The organism is Pacificispira sp. HM-600 (genome assembly GCF_977993705.1).
On the sequence record NZ_OZ388079.1, the window covers coordinates 2659687 to 2676373 of the forward strand.

A 16687-nucleotide genomic window follows, 5' to 3' on the forward strand; every position below is an offset into this window, starting at 1 on the left:
TCGTTTGATCAGGCGCGGTGCACATCGGTACGCAGCACGAGCGCAGGACCGTACTTTCGGCCGAGACGGTTTCGGCCATTTGCCCGATGCCGACGGCGGACGCGGCGGCGAGCATCGAGTCATGACAACGAAGACCAGCGCGACTGTTAGGACCAGCATGACGGCGGCCGTGTATCGGCACTTCGGCGCACCCGAGGTTGTGCGGATCGAGCAGCTCCCCATCCCGTCGCCGAAGCCCGGCGAAGTGCTCATCCGAGTGCACGCGAGCACAGTGAGCATCGCCGATCACCGGACTCGGGCCCGAGACATCCCCGCGGGCCTCGGAATGCTCGCGGCGCTGAGCATCGGATTCTTGCGCCCCAGGCGGCCCGTGCTGGGAATGGATGCCGCGGGCGTCATCGAGGCCGTCGGCCCCGGTGTGACTCGCTTTGTGCCCGGCGACCGGGTGATCGCGATGATGGGCAGCGGATTCGGCGGCCACGCCGAGTACGTGTGCGTGCCCGCGGATGGTGCGATCGCCCGGGCTCCCGAGAACCTGACCTTCGAAGAGGCCGTCACCCTTGTGTTCGGTGGCACGACGGCCCTGGGCTTCCTGTCGAAGGTGTCGATCCGCCCGGGAACGACCGTGCTCGTCAACGGTGCCTCCGGAGCCGTCGGCACCGCGGCCATCCAACTCGCGAAGCACCTCGGCACCCACGTGACCGCCGTGACGAGCGGCAAGAACACTGAGCTCGTGACGGCGCTCGGCGCCGACCACGTCATCGACTACACGCGACAGGATTTCGCCGCGAACGGCGCCCGGTACGACGTGATCGTCGACTGCGTGGGCAATGCCGAATTCGATCGGGTCGAGGCATCCCTCACTCCCGGCGGGGCACTTCTGCTCGTCATCGCCGATCTGAGACAGATGCTGCGCAGCCGCGGGCAGAGCCGGAGGACGGGAAAGCTCGTTACATCGGATGTCGACACGATCGGTGCCGAAGATGTCGCCCGCCTCGTCCGCCTCGCCGAATCCGGTCACTACCGGCCCGTGATCGACCGCACCTACGACCTCGCCGACATCGTCGAGGCGCACCGCTACGTCGACACCGGCCGCAAGCGCGGCAACGTCGTGCTGCGAGTCACCGCTCCCTGAAGACCCATCCCCCCGCCCGCACGAAGCGAAAGAAGAACCGATGACCAACCGCACGAACACCCCGAGACTGCTCGAGAACCCACCGATCCCCGTGCAGGCGAAGATCGCCGCCGCGTGGACGACCTTCATGTTCCTCTACGTCTACGTCGATGTGCTGGGCTTCTACAAACCCGGCGTCGTCGATGACATCCTGAATGGCGTTGTTTTCGAGTTCGACATCAGCCCGGGATTGTTGACGGTGTTCCTCGTGTCGGTGTCGATCCCTGCGCTGATGGTGGTGCTCTCGATGACGCTGCCAGCGCGGGTGAATCGCGCCACGAACCTCGTCGTGACGGCGCTCCTCATCCCTTATTCGGCCTTCAACGCCGTGGGGGAAACCTGGGACTGGGCCGCCTTTTACGCCATCGCCATCGGGATTGAGGTATTGCTTCTGGCCTTCATTCTCCGCTCTGCCTGGATGTGGCCCCGCGCCACACACCCCGCGCGCCTGGCCACCAGCTCGGATGGCGATCCCGCTCCGCAGCGCGTGTGAATCTGGAGTCGGGAGTGCCATGAACGGTCTCTCCTGGCCCGGTCTCCTGCTACTCGCGCGGATACTGACGTTGACGGACGTCGCAGGGCCAGAGGATAGAGAATTCTGCCACAGGGCACGGCGAGGGTGCGACGGGCCGACACCGCCGAGAGATGGTACTACCAGGCGACGGGGCCGTTGATGTCCGTGAACGTGCCGGTCGGTCCGTCGGCGGGGATCGTCGACATGGTCACGGCCGAGCGCGCGCCTTCTACAGGGGTGAGAAGACCGCGGTGACCGTTGAGGTCGGTGGCGACGAAGCCGGGGCATACGGCGTTGACGAGGATGTTCTCGGATTCGAGGTCGCGGGCGTACATCATCGTCACCGCGGTCAGCGCGGTCTTGGATGGTACATAGCCGAGGGCGATCGGGTCGGTGTTGCCGAAGTCGGAGATGGCGGCGAGAGATCCGGCGCTGCTCGAGACGTTGACGATGCGCGGTGATGACGACTTTCGGAGCAGCGGCAGGAAGGCGCTGGTGACGCGGATCACACCGAACACGTTCGTGTCGAACACGTAGCGGATGTGATCGATGTCTGCCGTGCGGGGTATCTGTCCGGCGAAGTCGGCGCCCGGTTGGTGGCTGATGCCGGCGTTGTTGATCAGTGCGTCCAGTCGCCCGTATTCGGCCCCGACTTTATCGGCGGCGGTACCTGCGGAGGCGGTGTCGGTGACGTCGAGGGTGACGGCCGTGACTCTCCCACCTGCTGCGCGGAGCTCGGCCGCGGTCTCCTCTCCGCGCTCGAGACTGCGTGCGCCGATGATGACGGTGTGGCCGAGTTGCGCCAACTGGGCGGCGATCTCGCGGCCGATGCTTTTGTTGCCGCCGGTGACCAGAGCGATCATGGAGTCAGTCATGGGGGTGTCCTTTCATGCCGCACACGATGAGCGGCGGGCGTTTGCGTGGAACGAGAGATCCGAACCACCACCCCAGCCTGATACCGGCTGATCGTATCTGGAATAATGCTTCGTCTGCTTTTTATGCTCTATAGTCCAGATGGTGGCGATAGACCGGCTTTCCGAGGTACTCGACCTCGTCGAGGTGCGCAGCGTCGTGTCGGGCGGCTCCGCTATCCGCGGCCGATGGCGCACGCACAGTTTCATTGAGGACGACCTCAAATTCATCGCCATCGTCCGAGGCCGCGCCACCCTGACGACCGACGGCGTCGGCACGCACTTCGAGCTCGTTGCCGGTGACGTCGCCGTGTTGAACGGGCGATCGTGGCTCACCCTCGAGGGCGGAGACGGGCCCGGCGAACCCGTGGTGGTAGACCCGCCATCCGCAGGATCCGCGATCGCAGATTCCGATGTCGATGCCGCGGACGTGGACATCCTGATTGGCGGGCGAGTCGATCTCAACCCCACCGGCAAAGAGGTTCTCCTTCGAGCGCTTCCGCCCGTGGCCCACGTCGGAGCATCCAGCGCCGTCGCCCCGCAGCTTCGAGGACACGTGCAGCGTCTGTTCACCGAGATCGTCGCCCACCGCGTCGGCGCGGACTTCGCGATTCGTCAATACGGGCAGCTGCTCATTCTCGACATCATCCGCGGATTCATCCAAGACACGGACATGCCTGCCGGATGGCTGAAAGTACTCACCGACGAACGACTCCGTCCCGCCCTGGCCCTGATCCACGAGCAACCCGCGCAGAGTTGGAGTTTGGAAGACCTTGCCCGCGCGTCGTCGATGTCTCGCAGCACCTTTGCGAAACGCTTTCGCGACGTAGCCGGCACCCCACCGCTGGCCTACCTGATCAATTGGCGCATGCTGCTCGCCCAACGCGAACTCCGCAAACGCGAGACCCGGATCGGCGCGCTAGCGTTCACCCTCGGGTACTCATCCGAGAGCGCCTTCAGCTCCGCTTTCAAGAAACAACTCGGCGAGTCGCCTCTTGCCTACCGCACGCGCCTAGCCGAGCGTCTCTGACCGACGCTCGCGGCGATCGCACGTCGATCGGGGCCTGCCCGTAAAGTTCGGGCATGGACTCTCGTACAGCCAGCGCCACGATGGCCGTATCGGCTGCTTTCCTCTTTACCGGCTGCTCCGCGTCGCCGGACTCCGTCGAGACGCCACCAACCGCCGAGGCGACACAAAGTGGTGCCGCCGCAGCCTCGGACTCCTCGACTCCGGCGCCGTGGGAGACGGCTCTCGCCGATCGCGAGGCGTTGTATGCCGAAACGGTCGCAACGTTCCCCTACGATTTCCCCGCCAATTACTCCTTCCCCGAGTCGCTCCCTCGGGGCAATCGAGCAGACATGGCGGGTGACGCGGCCGCCTACTGGTGGTGGGGATGCTCGACTCTGGAGTCCGCCTGGACGGACGTCGCGAACGGGGACATTGCTAACGCCGACGCGAAATTTGCGACCGTCATCGGTGCGATCAACGCGGGGGTCCCGGGCTTCGAGGGGTGGGAGACGGCGATTCTCGACAGCGGCAACCTGCCGCACGGTCCGAACATGGGCACCTCGGGCATCTGCAAAACCTGGCTTGCGAGCTTCGACGACGAGTAAGCGCGCGGATGGTGGGGGACGGCACGAGTCATCGTGACGGCGATGTTGAGGCTGCAGCTCACGGAAAAGATTGGCGGTCGATCGTGGCGCGGTCGTTGGACTTCACCGCTCGGTAACCTGCCGCGGGGATGATGCTCCCATGGCAACGCACAACGACTCCGCGCACTGGTTCGAACGCTGCGAGAAGTCCGTCAAGGACTGGCTTCTCGGCAATCCCGGGTCCGCCCTCTCGACGGAGGCTTTTGACGCCGTCGTCGGAGCGGGAGGTTCACCCGTGCGCATCGAGAGTCACGCTGGTGAGCGATCCGAGGCGTACTACCTGCACCCAGCAGACAGCGAGTACATCACCGAGCTGCGCGCGGCAGGGTTTGACGGCCGAGGGTAGCCCACTCGTCCGACGTCGTCGTGTGCGCTGGGGTAGGCCCACCGCCACATGACTCGTTTTCGATCCATTTCCCTCGTTCTGGGAGAAAATAGGGGGTGAGCTGCACCAACCCCGGCACCGAGTTCGAGGCGCTCGTCTATCTGACAGAGCGCCTTCAACGGCGCTTTCCGGACGCGGCGGAGAACGACATCCTGGCTCTCATCGCCGAAGAGTTGGAGTCGTTCGACGGTGTCCGCTTGCGCGACTATGTGCCCGTGCTCGTGGAGCGCAATGTGCTTCGCCGGTTGAGGGCATCCGTCGGTCTCGCGGCCTAACTCCCGCGAGAGTAGTCAGACCGCCGCCTCGACCCGGCGCTTCAGGGCCTGGTTGAAGACGGCGTAGCCGCCCTCGTTTCGGTTCTTGGCGAACGTGCCCTCGAGGGGGCGGGTGAGAGCGCCAGAGAAGGTCTCGGTGTTCTTGAGGTGCGTTGTGCCGTCCGTTTGGCGCACCAGGGTGAAGTTGTGTTCGCCGAGAAACAGTCCGGCGGTGAAGAGCTTCGCCGACCACTGCAGCTCCTGGGCGGGGGTAGCGGCGGTGACCTTGGACGTGAACCAGAAGCCGGGCATGCGCATCTTCAGTTTCGTGCCGAGCTTCGGCGCGCCGGTGATTCGAGAGAAGTTGCTCCACTCCCCATAGGTCGAGAAGTCGGACAGCACATCCCAGACCTGCTCGGGCGTGGCGGCGATGTCGATGGTGGTAGCGAAAGTGATGCTCATGATTGTCTCTCCAGCGATCCGGGAAGCGAGTAGGTGATCTGGCTACTATGACCTGCTCCTGTAACTATTGTCAATAGCTTAGAACTATTGACAATAGTATTCAGGTCCGACAGGCTGATGTGAGGATCGGACGAGCGATGCCGGGAGGCAATCATGCGCAGAGCAGGACTCAATCGCGACCGTGTCGCCGAAGAAGCGGCAGTGATGGCCGACGAGCTCGGTCTCGGCAAGCTGACCCTCGCTGGGTTGGCGCAGCGCCTCGGCGTGCGCCAGCCGTCTTTGTACAACCACATCGACTCGATGGCGGGCCTGCACCGAGACATCGCGGTGCAGGCGAAGAAGGACCTCGGCGAAGTCCTCGCTCGCGCTTCTGTCGGGCGGTCGGGGGCAGACGCGATATCGACGATGTCGCACGCGTACCGCGCGTGGGCGCTCGAGCACCCCGGGCGGTACGAGGCGTCGAACGTCATGCCCGCGCCCGGAGATGTGGAGGACGAGGCCGTCTCTCTGTCGGCGATCCAGGTCATCGCGGACGCGCTCATCGCCTACCGGCTCGAAGGCGATGACGCTGTCGACGCGATCCGGGCCTTCCGTTCTACTCTTCACGGTTTCGTGTCGTACGAGAGCGCGGGCGCCTTTCGATGGAGCGCGGATGTCGACCGGAGCTTCGATCGCCTGATCAACGGTTTCATCGTCGCCCTCTCGCACTGGAGCGACACGGGCGCCGCTCATCCGGCTCCCTAAGCTCGTCAACGCAGACTCTGTCAGTCGAGCATCTCGAGCGTCAGCTCCCAGAGCCGTTCTGCGGCCTCCGGAGCGAGCGCGTGCGGCACGACCCCGTGGAGCCCGTCGGTGATTCGCGAAACCACCTCGGCAGGGTGGCAGTCTTCCCAGTACGCGGGGGCGCCCGGGCCGAGATCGGCGCGAGTGGCGACGTACACCGATGTCGCGGCGCCCTGCTCGGTGGTCTTGACCCCCGTCACATACCGACGCTTCATGTCGTCGAGAATCGCCGGATCCCACCACCGCTGCAGGCCCGTCCAGACACCGCCGGGCATGACCGCCGACGCGGCGATGCCGTCATCTGTCCAGCGCCTCGTGACGTCCAGCGCGAAGAGCACGTTGGCCGTCTTCGACTGTCCGTAGGCGAGACCCGGGTCGTACGGGTCGCGACGGAAGTCGACGTCGTCAAAGCGGATTCCACTCGCGGCGTGCCCGCTCGAGGAGAGCGCAACCACGCGAGCACCCCCGGCATCCGCGAGTGCTGATCGAAGCCCCGTGGTGAGGGCGAAGTGACCGATATGGTTCACCCCGAACTGCATCTCGCGCCCCTCGCGCGTTCGCATTTCGGGGGTGTTCATCACTCCCGCATTGGCCACGAGCAGGTGCAGTGGCCCGACCCACGTATCGACCAGGCGTTGGACGGAAGCCAGATCGGCGAGGTCGAGCTCGGCGACCCGCACGGTGTCGGGGCCCGTGCTGCGTTCGATCTCGGACGCAATCCGTTTTCCCGCTTGGACGTCGCGCACGGCAAGCACCACGGTGGCCCCCGCGACGGCCAGCGCACGCGCTGTCTCGACGCCGATGCCGGAGGTTGCTCCCGTCACCAGGGCGGTGCGGCCTCGCAGATCGATGCCCTCGACGACCTCGATCGCGGTGGACTCGGCCCCGAAAGGCTCCCGAGAGAAAAGCTCACTGGACTTCATGGTCCATTCCTATCACGTGACTGGACCGATCGGTCCAACGAGGATAGGGTCACACCGTGGAGACGAAAATCACCGAGCGCGGGCGGGCTACCCGTCAGCGCATCATCGAGGCCACCGGCGAACAGATCCTCGCCTCCGGTATCGGCGGGACGACTCTCGACACCGTTCGGGTGGCGACACTCACGAGCAAGAGTCAGCTGTTCCACTACTTTCCGGGGGGCAAGGCCGAACTCGTGCGCGAGGTCGCCGCGTGGGAAGCGGGGCAGCTCTTTGCCGCGCAGGAACCCCATCTGCACGACCTCGGCACCTGGGAGTCGTGGACCGCATGGCGCGAGGCGCTCATCGAGTACTACCTCGGTCTTGGCCGTTGGGCCTGCCCCATCGGTTCACTTGCGACGCAGGCCGCGATGAGCGATCCGCTGCTGGAACGGATCATTGCCGACAGCATGGACGGATGGCGAGACGCGCTCGCCGCGGGCGTTGCCAAAATGCAGGCGGCGGGCCACGTCGATCCTTCCGCAGACCCCGTCCGGATAGCCGTCGTCATTCTCGCTGCTATCCAGGGCGGCCTCGTGATGAGCCAGCCGCTACGCGCCGCATGGCCGCTGGAAGCCGCACTCGACTCGGCGCTCGACCCCCTTGACCGAGCCTCCACGACCGCCGCTCGTCGACAGAGCTGACCCGCTCGCGGCCAATAGCCCTTTGTGACCGAACTCGCACGAACCACCAATACGGGAGGAACACCATGAGTAACTCGGAAAGCATCGGGAGAGATGCCGCCAATTCCCTTGTCTCGAAGTGGGTCAGCATGTGGAACGGTGACCTCGATATTGCGGGTGACATCATCGCCGAAGACAATCGCGTTCACGCCGCCATGTTCGACGGCGGCGACGGCAGCGCTGTCGGGGGAGTGTCCGGGATGAAGGATCTCGTCGCCCAGATGCGTGCCCTCATGTCCGACCTCACCTTCTCCGTCGAGGTCGGACCGATCGTCGACACTGACCACATTGTCGTTCGCTGGGTCGACGCTGGACACTACGGCGGCGGCATCCCGGGAGCTGGAGCACCCGTCGGCAGCGAGGTGACGTTTCACGGCACCGACATCCTGCGCATCGCAAACGATCAGGTCGCTGAATACTGGCTTAACGCCGACACGCTTGACCTCATGACCCAACTCCAGGTCGGGAGCTAGCTGTACTTCCCCGTGAGGTTGTGAACGCGGGCTGAGGGGGTTTGGCCGCTGATGCCGGTGTGGGGTCTGTGGTGATTGTAGTGATGGATCCAGGTGTCGTAGGCGGCGGCGCGCTCGGCTTCGTTGGCGTAGGGCTTCGCGTAGGCCCATTCGGTGGCGAGGGTGCGGTTGAAGCGTTCCACTTTGCCGTTGGTCTGTGGGCGGTAGGGCTTGGTCCACTTGTGTTTGATGCCGTCGCCGAGCGCGGCGGCGAAGGCATGGGAGCGGTAGCAGGAGCCGTTGTCGGTCATCACGGCGGTAACGGTCACGCCGAGGCCGGTGAAGAATGCGTTGGCGCGTTCCCAGAAACCGGCGGCGGTCTCTTTGCGTTCGTCGTCGAGGATCTCCGAGTACGCGACCCGGGAGTAGTCGTCGACGGCGTGGTGCAGGTAGCGGTAGCCGCGTGAGCCTGCCGCTCCTGCGCGGGCGGCTTTGTCGCGGGCGACACCGGCTTTCCGATCCTGGGTGGATCCGCGGCCGTGGACACGCCACCCGCCACCGTCGGGAATCCGGCCCTGCTTCTTGATATCCACGTGGACGAGCTGGCCGGGCGCGGCGACCTCGTAGCGTTTCGGTGTGGGCTTGCGGACGGGGAGCCCGGTGGACTGGTCGATGTACGCCAGCTTCGGCATCCCGTAGCGGTCGAGGACTCGTCCGACCGTGGAGCGGTGCAGCCGCAGGTGATACGCGATCCGGTGCGGACCCCACTGGCGGGTGAACCGCAACGCGACGATCCGCCGTTCCGTCCTCTGCGGAAGCCGGTTCGGTGATCTCTGCGGTCTCGAGCTGCGGTCGATCAACGGCAGCCCGGACCGGTAACGGTCCGCCCATCGCTTAGCCGTCGCGGGCGAACACTGGAACCGCTCCGCGGCCCGCCGCAACGGCCACCGCTTGTCAACGATGAGAACAGCAAGACGGCGACGCCCCTCTGGAGTCAAGGGCGCGTTAGCGTGAGTCACGAAGACCTCCGTGGTCAGGATGGTGAGTGTGGTAACCCACATCCTGCCCGGAGGTCTTCGCCTACCTCAGATGTTCACAACCTGCCGAGGAAGTACAGCTAGCGGGGGTCAAGCTCACCCTGCGGGATGGACCCCGGCCCGCCCTGCCGCAAGGCGGCGGTGCCGTTCTCGAGCAAAATCTTGTGCGCGAGGACCCGAGCCGAGGGCACGTTGCGATACCGAGAGCACGAGCCGCGTCGCGGTCACGACGGGCAGGACCGTTCGGCGCACACCGAGCAGCTGTCGGTACGGCCGCGGCAGGCTCGCGACAGCGGCGGCGAAAAGCACGCGATAAGCAATTCGCATCGAACCGGTGAAGGGAACGTCACGCAAAAACCGCACCACCTCGTCGACGCGCTCGTCGCGGCGGAGCTCTCCACTGACCAAGAACTCGCGCATCCTCTCGCGCAGATCGGCCTCGGTCTCGGGGGGATTCTCCAGACGCATCAGGCGCCCCGCCGTCGCCCACTCGCGCACATACTCGTCGGCGCCCCCGGGAATCGGACCGCCCCAACGCTCGTGCGCGCCCAAGAACGCCTCCGTGAACGCCAGATGCACCCATTCCACGAGACGGGTGTCCGACGCCGAATAGGTGTGAGGGTCGGCACCCGTCATGTAGGTTCCCGCGACTCGTTCGTGCATCCGGCCGACACGCGCCGTCTCCTGCTGCGCCTGCGCCGTCGAGCCGTACGTGACGCAGATGATCCAGCGCACGGTGCCGGTCAGGCGACCGATCGGATCCTCGCGGTAGCGCGAGAAGTCGTGCACGCCGGCCATCGCGCCGGGGTGAAGAGCTTGGATGAGTAGCGCCCGGATGCCGGCGACGAAGGTCGCGGTTCCCGCGTGGACCGTCCATGCCGCGCCCCCGTCGGGGAAGTACCCGTCGTCGGCGCCGTCGGCGAGCTCACGCACCCATCGCGGCGTGCCGTCCGGATCACCCGCGAGCGCGGTGAGCAGCCGCGCGCGAAGTGGGGGACGTTTCATAGTTCCAGCGTGCCACGGGCTTGGGGCGACGGGGCGAAAAGAGCGCCAGCGAGGTGGGCCGAACTCTTTGGCCGAGAATGAGTACGCACGAGATTCGCGTGATTCCCGGGTTCTCGGGCCCTTCGAAGTAGACGCGACGGCGGGAGTCGAACCCACAACACGACCGGGTATGAACCGGTGCCCGGGACCACCCGGATCGCCGCGATACCGCCAACGTAGCGGGCCCCGCATCCTCCTGTCCCGAGTCTTACGTCCCGTTTCGCGATGCGACGGCGGATGACGCGAGCGACGGCTCGAGAATCGCCGCGCGCAGCGTATCGACGGACACGGTCGGCACCGCGTCGAGCGGGAAATGACAGGCCCGCCGCGCGAGATCGCGACCCGCTGCGCCTGGCCGTCCGAGAGCTCGAGGGGGTCGCCGGCGCAGGTGGGTGTCCGGGCTCAGCCCCACGAGCTCAAGCCTCCGCGATGGGACGACCGCCGAGCGCGGCGTGAGGCCTGGCCCTGGGTCTCGGACGTAGTCTTCCACCAGCCGGAAAGCTCTTGGCTGTGCGAGGGCGCCGGGGAGCCTAATAGAGGACGACCTCATAGAAGAGGACTCGGACCGCGAGGCCGGATCCTCGTTCACTTTCTCGGAGTCAGGAAAGAACATGACCACCACACTCGATGACCTGCAGAAGATGCTCTCGGTGGACGGCTACACGCTGTCCGTGGAGACCGATCAAGACCGGACGAACGCCGTTATCACGGCCGGCGAGGGCGTCTGCAGCGACTGCCTCGTTCCCAAGGTCGTCATGACGGGAATGTTGGCGAAGGCGCTGGACGTCCCGGCCGAGACAATCAGCCTCGAGTACCCCGGCGACCAGACCCACTGACATGGCCGTCGCGAGTATCGTCCGATTCACGTTCCGGCCCGAGGTGCGGGACGAGATCCCGGCCCTTGTCGATGACATGCTGCGCGCGACTCGGGCGTTCGACGGTTTGGAGCGGCTCGACATCCTTCTCGACGACTCCGATCCCGATACCTGGACGCTGTACGAGATCTGGACGGACCGCGCTTCCGAGGACGCGTATCGCGCCTTCCGCGCGACGCCGGAGGGTGCGATCCCGCGGCTCGGCGAGGCGCTGGCGGCGCCACCGATCCCCGAGAACTTCGTCATCCGCGCCTAGACCAGAACGGCGTTGCATTGCAGCGCGGACTGTGTTGTTGTCTGGCGGTGTCAAAGGCGCGGCGGCGGGTGTCGACGATCGTCTTGCCGAGGGGCGTCAGGGAGATCGGCACCAGCGCGAAGTCGGCGATGCACCGCAGTCGCTGAGCCTGTCGAGGTGTCGCGTCGTGCTCGGGGGACGCCGACCCGACCCGCGGCGGTGTCGGCGCGCCCGCCTAGACTTGATGGGACATGACCGAAGCCTCCTCGCCCCTCGCAATCGGGTCACACGACCCCCTCCTGGGCGATCTGCTCGATGGGCTCAACCCGCCACAGCTCGAGGCCGTGCTCTACCGCGGTCAGGCGTTGCTCATCGTCGCGGGTGCGGGTTCGGGCAAGACGCGCGTGCTGGCGCACCGCATCGCCGGTCTATTGCGCACGAAAGAGGCGTGGCCGAGCCAGATCCTGGCGATCACCTTCACCAACAAGGCCGCCGCCGAGATGCGCGAGCGCGTCCACGCGCTCGTCGGCGAGGTGTCGCGGGGTATGTGGATCTCGACCTTCCACTCGGCGTGCGTGCGGATCCTGCGCCGCGAGGCCGAGGCGTTCGGATTCAAGAGCTCGTTCACGATCTACGACTCGGGTGACTCGCGGGCCCTCGTCAAGCGCCTGATCAAAGAGCACGAGGGCGACAGCTTCGGCCTCACTCCCGCCGGGGTGAAGAGCCGTATCTCGAAGCTCAAGAACGAACTCGCCGATGCCGAGTCGTACGCGCGGACCGCCAACATGAGCGACCCGGCCGAGCGGATCTTCGTCGAGATCTTCGCCGATTACCAGCGTTCTTTGCAGCGGTCGAACGCGTTCGACTTCGACGACCTCATCGCGCAGACGGTGTACCTTTTCCGCGCGTTCCCGAAGATCGCCGATACCTACCGTCGCCGCTTCCGGCACATCCTGGTCGACGAGTACCAGGACACCAACCACGCCCAGTACGCCCTGATTCACGAGCTCACGCGGCCGCTGTCGTCGGACGAACCGGCGCCGTTCGAAGGCTCCGGGGGCATGATGATCTTCGAAGCGCCGGCACCCGCGGCATCCGATGGGATTGAAGCCGCGTCGCTCACGGTCGTTGGCGACTCCGACCAGTCGATCTACGCCTTCCGGGGCGCAGACATCCGAAACATCAGCGAGTTCGAACGCGATTACCCGGGCGCCAAGGTCGTGCTGCTCGAGCAGAACTATCGCTCCACCCAGACCATCCTGAACGCCGCGAACGCGGTGATTTCGCACAACTTCGACCGCAAAGACAAGAAGCTGTGGACGGATGTCGGGGCCGGCGAGCAGATCGTCGGCTTCACCGGCTACTCCCAACACGACGAGGCGCAGTTCGTCGCCGACGAGATCGAGACCCTTCACAAGGCCGGCCTGGCCTACGGCGACGTCGCCGTGTTCTACCGCACAAACTCGCAGAGCCGTGCGCTGGAAGAGATCTTCATCCGCTCGGCGCTGCCCTACAAGATCATGGGCGGCACCAAGTTCTACGAACGTGCCGAGATCAAAGACGCACTGGCGTACCTCGTCGCGGTCGCGAACCCCGCCGATGACATGGCCGTGCGGCGCATCCTGAACAAGCCGCGGCGCGGTATCGGCGACGTCACGGAGTCGGCGATCGCGCGCTACGCGACGAGCGAGGGCATCTCGTTCCGCGACGCGCTCGCCAACGCGTCCGCACTCGGTGTCGGACCCAAGATCCAGGCCGCGATCGTGCACCTCGATGCCGTGCTGGTCGAGGCATCCGCTCTCATGCTCCCCGCGAGCGGCGAGCTCGCCCCGGCCTCGGCGGTGGCCGACGGGCTCGCGTTGCTGCTCAACAAGTCGGGGTTCATGGATGCGCTCCGCGCGAGCCGTGACCCCCAAGACGAGGCCCGGCTCGAAAACCTCGACGAGTTCGTCTCGGTCGCCAAGGAGTTCGCGCGCAACAATCCCGAGGGCACGATCATCGACTTCCTCGCCGAGGTCGCGCTGGTCTCGGACGCGGATGACCTCGAGGATGCGTCGGGTTCCGTTTCGCTCATGACGATGCATACGGCCAAGGGTCTGGAGTACGACGCCGTGTTCGTCACGGGTGTCGAAGAAGACCTGATTCCGCACCGGATGTCGGCGAACGAGCCCGGCGGGCCCGCCGAGGAACGGCGCCTGTTCTACGTCGGCGTGACGCGCGCGCGGAAGCGTCTGTACCTGTCTCTCGCGATGACCCGCGCGCAGTTCGGCGAGGTTACGGTGGCGATGCCGAGCCGCTTCCTGCAGGAGATTCCGCCCGAGTTGATCGATTGGCGGCAGTCGCCCGGCGATGTGAATTCGCGCGGCCGCGGGGCGGGCCGAGCGCTCGGTGGCGGGTATGGCGGTGGTGGCTTCAGCGGTGGCGGTCGCTCTGGCGGGTCGGGCTCTTCCGGCGGAAACCGGTACGGCTCGGATCTGGTGCCCACGTCGACCGCGCTCGACCGCTTCCCGAACCGCGTTCCGGCACGGGTGCGAGACAACGGCGACCTCGAACTCGCTGGCGGCGACCGCATCCGGCACGACGATTTCGGCGAGGGGCGCGTCGATGCCGTCACGGGCGAGGGCGCGCGCCGCGTGGCGCACATTCGCTTCGACACTGTCGGTGCGAAGAAGATCCTGATCAAGATCGCGCCGATCGAGAAGATCTAGCCTCCGCCCGCGCCCTGCGTACCCTGCGTACCGTCGGGGTGAGCAATCAGGACAAGACTTCGGAAGAAGTGGCGATCAACCCCGCCCTGGGGAAGGTTCGGGCCCTCCGAGGCAATCTCGCCGGAGTATTGTCCACGCGAAGCGCGAAGCGCGAAGCCGGGCCCTGGGGTGCGGTTCATGCCCGGGTTAGTCTGGTCCGATGGCTGTGTTCTCGAGACGTCCGAAGCGTGGCGACACGCCCGACACCACGAATGCCGCATCGGAGGAAGCACGCTCCGCCGAGGAATCCGAAGCCGCGACATCCGAGCGGGACGCGTCGAACGACGCGCCGGCCGAGGCCGCGCCGCAGGTGGGCATCTCGGTCTCGACCTATCGCGGTGGCGGGGGAGAGGTCGGCCGTCCGACGACACTGCCGGATGCTTCGGCACACCCGTCGACGGCAGGGTCGTCCGCCGCTCCCGGCGCAAGCTCCGCACCGAATCCGCGAACGGGAAATCCTGCCGGGCCCGCCGAGGCCCCGCTGCAGACGGAGACGGTGCCGGGCCTGCGAGACAACGTGTTGCTCGCCCAGGCGCTCGGGAAACTCGATTCGCCCGCCAAGCCCGAGCAGTTGCTCGACGTGATGCGTCAACTGCTCCAGAACCACCTGTTCCTGCGGATCAAAGGTGATGCCCGCGCAATGCTCGCCGAGGGCCGTGAGCTTCCACTGGCTGTCGCCCGCCGCGGCGACGACGCCTACGTGCTCGTCTACAGCACGGGTGCGGCGCTACAGGCAGCGCTGTCGGCCGATGGTGATTCGGGCACCTCTGCGGTCGGCCAGCCGGCGCTGACGATCCTGAAGCACGTCGTCGCCGGAACATACGCGGGTGTGATCGTGGACGGATCGTCGGGCCCGGCGCGTGCCGTGCTGCCCCGCGCCGTCATCGAGGCCGCGGTCAATCAGGCCGACCCCGAGCTGCTCATCAAGACAGCGCTCGCGGCTCCCCGTACCCCCGAAACCGCGGCGACCGTCGCGACAGCGCTCACCGAGGCGCCGTTGTTCGTCGCCGTGAACGAGACGGGCGCCGCGACCGAGGGCGAGGCGCCGCGCTTCGGCGTCGCTGAGTCCCGCACGGCAGACGGTCGCCGCCTGATCGAGGTCTATTCGCACCCACTCGAGGTGATCGCGCGCGGCCGCGGCGACCGGCCCATGCCTTTCCTGCCCGAGCAGCTCGGTGCGTCTCTGCGCGACCATCCGTCCGTCGCCGGCGTGATCGTGGATGCGGCGGGACCGTGGATCATCCTCGATCGGGATGCTCTCGCCCCGGTGATCGCGTTGCCGGCGCCGCCACCGCCCGCGACCCCGTCCGCGGGGTCTGATGATTCGCCCGAGGCGTCGCCCGCGTAGCCGCTCGACGGGTCCCGCATGCGTGGGACCGCCGGGACGGATGCCGGCGGGATGAGAGCCCGTGGAGGCATCGGTCCAGCGGCGCAAGGGGGTGTCGCAAGCCCCGGCACCGCCCTAGGGTCGGACCATGGCCAGCGAGCGCATCACCCTGACCGTTCCCGGACCGGACCCCGACGGCGCGGGTGACCGCGACGTGGGGCTCTCGAGCCCGAACCGCGTGCTGTGGCCCGAGGTCGGCATCACCAAGCATGAGCTCGCCGAGTACATGATCGCCGTGTCGGCGCCGTTCCTCGCGGCGAACGGCGATCGGCCGGTCTCGCTCGAGCGCTACCCCGATTCGGTCGCCGGCGAGAGCTTCTTCTCGAAGAACCCGCCCAAGGGTGCGCCCGACTACGTCGAGGCTGTCACTGTCACCTACAACAGTGGCCGCAAGCATCCGCAGCTCGTCCTCACCGAGACGGCCGCCGTGCTGTGGGCCGTGCAGATGAACACGATCGTGTTCCACCCGTGGGCGTCGCTCGCGGGCGACACCGACAACCCGGTCGAACTGCGCATCGACCTCGACCCGCAACCGGGCACCGACTTCGCCGACGCTGTCGTCGCGGCCCACGGCCTGCGCGAGGTCCTTCGCGAGGCGGGGCTCGAACCGTGGATCAAGACGAGCGGCAACCGCGGCCTCCACGTCTTCTGCCCGATCGAACCCACCCATGAGTTCCTCGATGTGCGCCACGCCGTGATCGCGGCCGCGCGCGAGCTGGAGCGCCGCATGCCCGACCGTGTCACGACGAACTGGTGGAAAGAAGAGCGTGGCGAGCGGATCTTCGTCGACTTCAACCAGGCCAACCGAGACCGCACGATGGCCGGCGCGTACAGCCCGCGCGCGCTCGCTACCGCGACGGTGTCGACCCCGGTGACGTGGGATGAACTCGACGGGGTGGACCCCGCATCCTTTACCGTCCGTTCGATTCCCGAGCGACTCTCGACGATCGGTGATCCGTGGGCGGGGCTGCTCGATCGGCCCGGACGTGTCGATGTGCTGCTGGAGTGGTGGCAGCGGGACCTGGATGCGGGGCTCGGCGAGTTGCCGTTCCCGCCCGAGTTCCCGAAGATGCCGGGCGAGCCGCCGCGCGTGCAGCCGAGCCGCGCCCGCAAGCCCGACGCCTGAGCCTCG

At 66.6% G+C, this 16687-nt stretch carries 19 protein-coding genes and 1 tRNA gene; 14 read left to right on the forward strand and 6 right to left on the reverse strand.

The features are described from left to right. The first annotated feature begins 121 nt into the window (after nt 1-121). Both ACXZ1E_RS12760 and ACXZ1E_RS12765 read left to right on the forward strand, forming a co-directional pair. Nucleotides 122-1135 (forward strand): NAD(P)-dependent alcohol dehydrogenase, encoded by a 1014-nt coding sequence (locus tag ACXZ1E_RS12760; RefSeq protein ID WP_458040849.1) that lies wholly within the window; start codon nt 122-124, stop codon nt 1133-1135. Between the two features lie 40 nt (nt 1136-1175). Next, complete coding sequence (locus ACXZ1E_RS12765) at nt 1176-1667, forward strand: DUF6326 family protein (protein ID WP_458040850.1); 492 nt, start codon at nt 1176-1178, stop codon at nt 1665-1667. Between the two features lie 158 nt (nt 1668-1825). On the opposite strand, the gene ACXZ1E_RS12770 is transcribed toward ACXZ1E_RS12765, so the two are convergent. Beyond that, a complete protein-coding gene (locus ACXZ1E_RS12770) occupies nt 1826-2563 on the reverse strand; it encodes an SDR family oxidoreductase (protein WP_458040851.1) in 738 nt (245 codons plus the stop codon). Between the two features lie 139 nt (nt 2564-2702). On the opposite strand from ACXZ1E_RS12770, the gene ACXZ1E_RS12775 reads away from it, so the two are divergent. The 4 genes from ACXZ1E_RS12775 to ACXZ1E_RS12790 all read left to right on the forward strand — a co-directional run bounded on the left by ACXZ1E_RS12775 (nt 2703) and on the right by ACXZ1E_RS12790 (nt 4912). Beyond that, nucleotides 2703-3629: an AraC family transcriptional regulator gene (locus tag ACXZ1E_RS12775; protein ID WP_458040852.1), complete on the forward strand. Its 927-nt coding sequence runs from the start codon at nt 2703-2705 to the stop codon at nt 3627-3629. A 53-nt stretch (nt 3630-3682) separates the two neighbouring features. Next, nucleotides 3683-4213 (forward strand): hypothetical protein, encoded by a 531-nt coding sequence (locus ACXZ1E_RS12780; protein WP_458040853.1) that lies wholly within the window; start codon nt 3683-3685, stop codon nt 4211-4213. Between the two features lie 139 nt (nt 4214-4352). Beyond that, nucleotides 4353-4598: a hypothetical protein gene (locus tag ACXZ1E_RS12785; RefSeq protein ID WP_458040854.1), complete on the forward strand. Its 246-nt coding sequence runs from the start codon at nt 4353-4355 to the stop codon at nt 4596-4598. A gap of 95 nt (nt 4599-4693) precedes the next feature. Then, nucleotides 4694-4912, forward strand: a complete 219-nt coding sequence (locus ACXZ1E_RS12790; RefSeq protein ID WP_458040855.1) for a three-helix bundle dimerization domain-containing protein — start codon at nt 4694-4696, stop codon at nt 4910-4912. Nucleotides 4913-4927: 15 nt separating this feature from the next. Here ACXZ1E_RS12790 and ACXZ1E_RS12795 read toward each other — a convergent pair whose 3' ends face one another. Continuing rightward, a complete protein-coding gene (locus tag ACXZ1E_RS12795) occupies nt 4928-5353 on the reverse strand; it encodes an SRPBCC family protein (protein WP_458040856.1) in 426 nt (141 codons plus the stop codon). A gap of 153 nt (nt 5354-5506) precedes the next feature. On the opposite strand from ACXZ1E_RS12795, the gene ACXZ1E_RS12800 reads away from it, so the two are divergent. After that, the gene (locus tag ACXZ1E_RS12800) at nt 5507-6097 is read left to right on the forward strand and encodes a TetR/AcrR family transcriptional regulator (protein ID WP_458040857.1); all 591 of its coding nucleotides are present in this window, start codon (nt 5507-5509) and stop codon (nt 6095-6097) included. Nucleotides 6098-6117: 20 nt separating this feature from the next. On the opposite strand, the gene ACXZ1E_RS12805 is transcribed toward ACXZ1E_RS12800, so the two are convergent. Beyond that, nucleotides 6118-7059, reverse strand: a complete 942-nt coding sequence (locus tag ACXZ1E_RS12805) for an SDR family NAD(P)-dependent oxidoreductase (protein ID WP_458040858.1) — start codon at nt 7057-7059, stop codon at nt 6118-6120. 56 nt (nt 7060-7115) lie between these two features. Between ACXZ1E_RS12805 and ACXZ1E_RS12810 the strand changes: the two genes are divergently transcribed. Both ACXZ1E_RS12810 and ACXZ1E_RS12815 read left to right on the forward strand, forming a co-directional pair. Then, nucleotides 7116-7739, forward strand: coding sequence for a TetR/AcrR family transcriptional regulator (locus tag ACXZ1E_RS12810; protein WP_458040859.1), 624 nt, complete (start codon nt 7116-7118; stop codon nt 7737-7739). Between the two features lie 65 nt (nt 7740-7804). Then, nucleotides 7805-8251, forward strand: a complete 447-nt coding sequence (locus ACXZ1E_RS12815; protein WP_458040860.1) for an ester cyclase — start codon at nt 7805-7807, stop codon at nt 8249-8251. Here the strand turns inward: ACXZ1E_RS12815 and ACXZ1E_RS12820 are convergent. From ACXZ1E_RS12820 to ACXZ1E_RS12830, 3 genes are all read right to left on the reverse strand, one after another. Then, a complete protein-coding gene (locus ACXZ1E_RS12820; protein WP_458040861.1) occupies nt 8248-9249 on the reverse strand; it encodes an IS481 family transposase in 1002 nt (333 codons plus the stop codon). The two genes, ACXZ1E_RS12815 and ACXZ1E_RS12820, sit on opposite strands and share 4 nt — an antisense overlap. A gap of 114 nt (nt 9250-9363) precedes the next feature. Further along, the gene (locus ACXZ1E_RS12825; protein WP_458040862.1) at nt 9364-10272 is read right to left on the reverse strand and encodes an oxygenase MpaB family protein; all 909 of its coding nucleotides are present in this window, start codon (nt 10270-10272) and stop codon (nt 9364-9366) included. 131 nt (nt 10273-10403) lie between these two features. Next, nucleotides 10404-10476, reverse strand: a tRNA-Met gene (locus tag ACXZ1E_RS12830). Nucleotides 10477-10922: 446 nt separating this feature from the next. Here ACXZ1E_RS12830 and ACXZ1E_RS12835 point away from each other — a divergent pair. The 5 genes from ACXZ1E_RS12835 to ligD all read left to right on the forward strand — a co-directional run bounded on the left by ACXZ1E_RS12835 (nt 10923) and on the right by ligD (nt 16681). Continuing rightward, complete coding sequence (locus ACXZ1E_RS12835) at nt 10923-11147, forward strand: hypothetical protein (RefSeq protein ID WP_458040863.1); 225 nt, start codon at nt 10923-10925, stop codon at nt 11145-11147. A 1-nt stretch (nt 11148) separates the two neighbouring features. Then, on the forward strand, nt 11149-11442 hold the full coding sequence (locus tag ACXZ1E_RS12840) for a putative quinol monooxygenase (RefSeq protein ID WP_458040864.1): 294 nt from the start codon (nt 11149-11151) through the stop codon (nt 11440-11442). Between the two features lie 230 nt (nt 11443-11672). After that, entirely contained in the window at nt 11673-14129 is a 2457-nt protein-coding gene (locus ACXZ1E_RS12845; protein WP_458040865.1) for an ATP-dependent helicase, read from the forward strand. A 199-nt stretch (nt 14130-14328) separates the two neighbouring features. Further along, nucleotides 14329-15516: an SseB family protein gene (locus tag ACXZ1E_RS12850; protein ID WP_458040866.1), complete on the forward strand. Its 1188-nt coding sequence runs from the start codon at nt 14329-14331 to the stop codon at nt 15514-15516. Between the two features lie 127 nt (nt 15517-15643). Next, the gene (gene ligD, locus ACXZ1E_RS12855; protein ID WP_458040867.1) at nt 15644-16681 is read left to right on the forward strand and encodes a non-homologous end-joining DNA ligase; all 1038 of its coding nucleotides are present in this window, start codon (nt 15644-15646) and stop codon (nt 16679-16681) included. Nucleotides 16682-16687 lie beyond the last annotated feature (6 nt).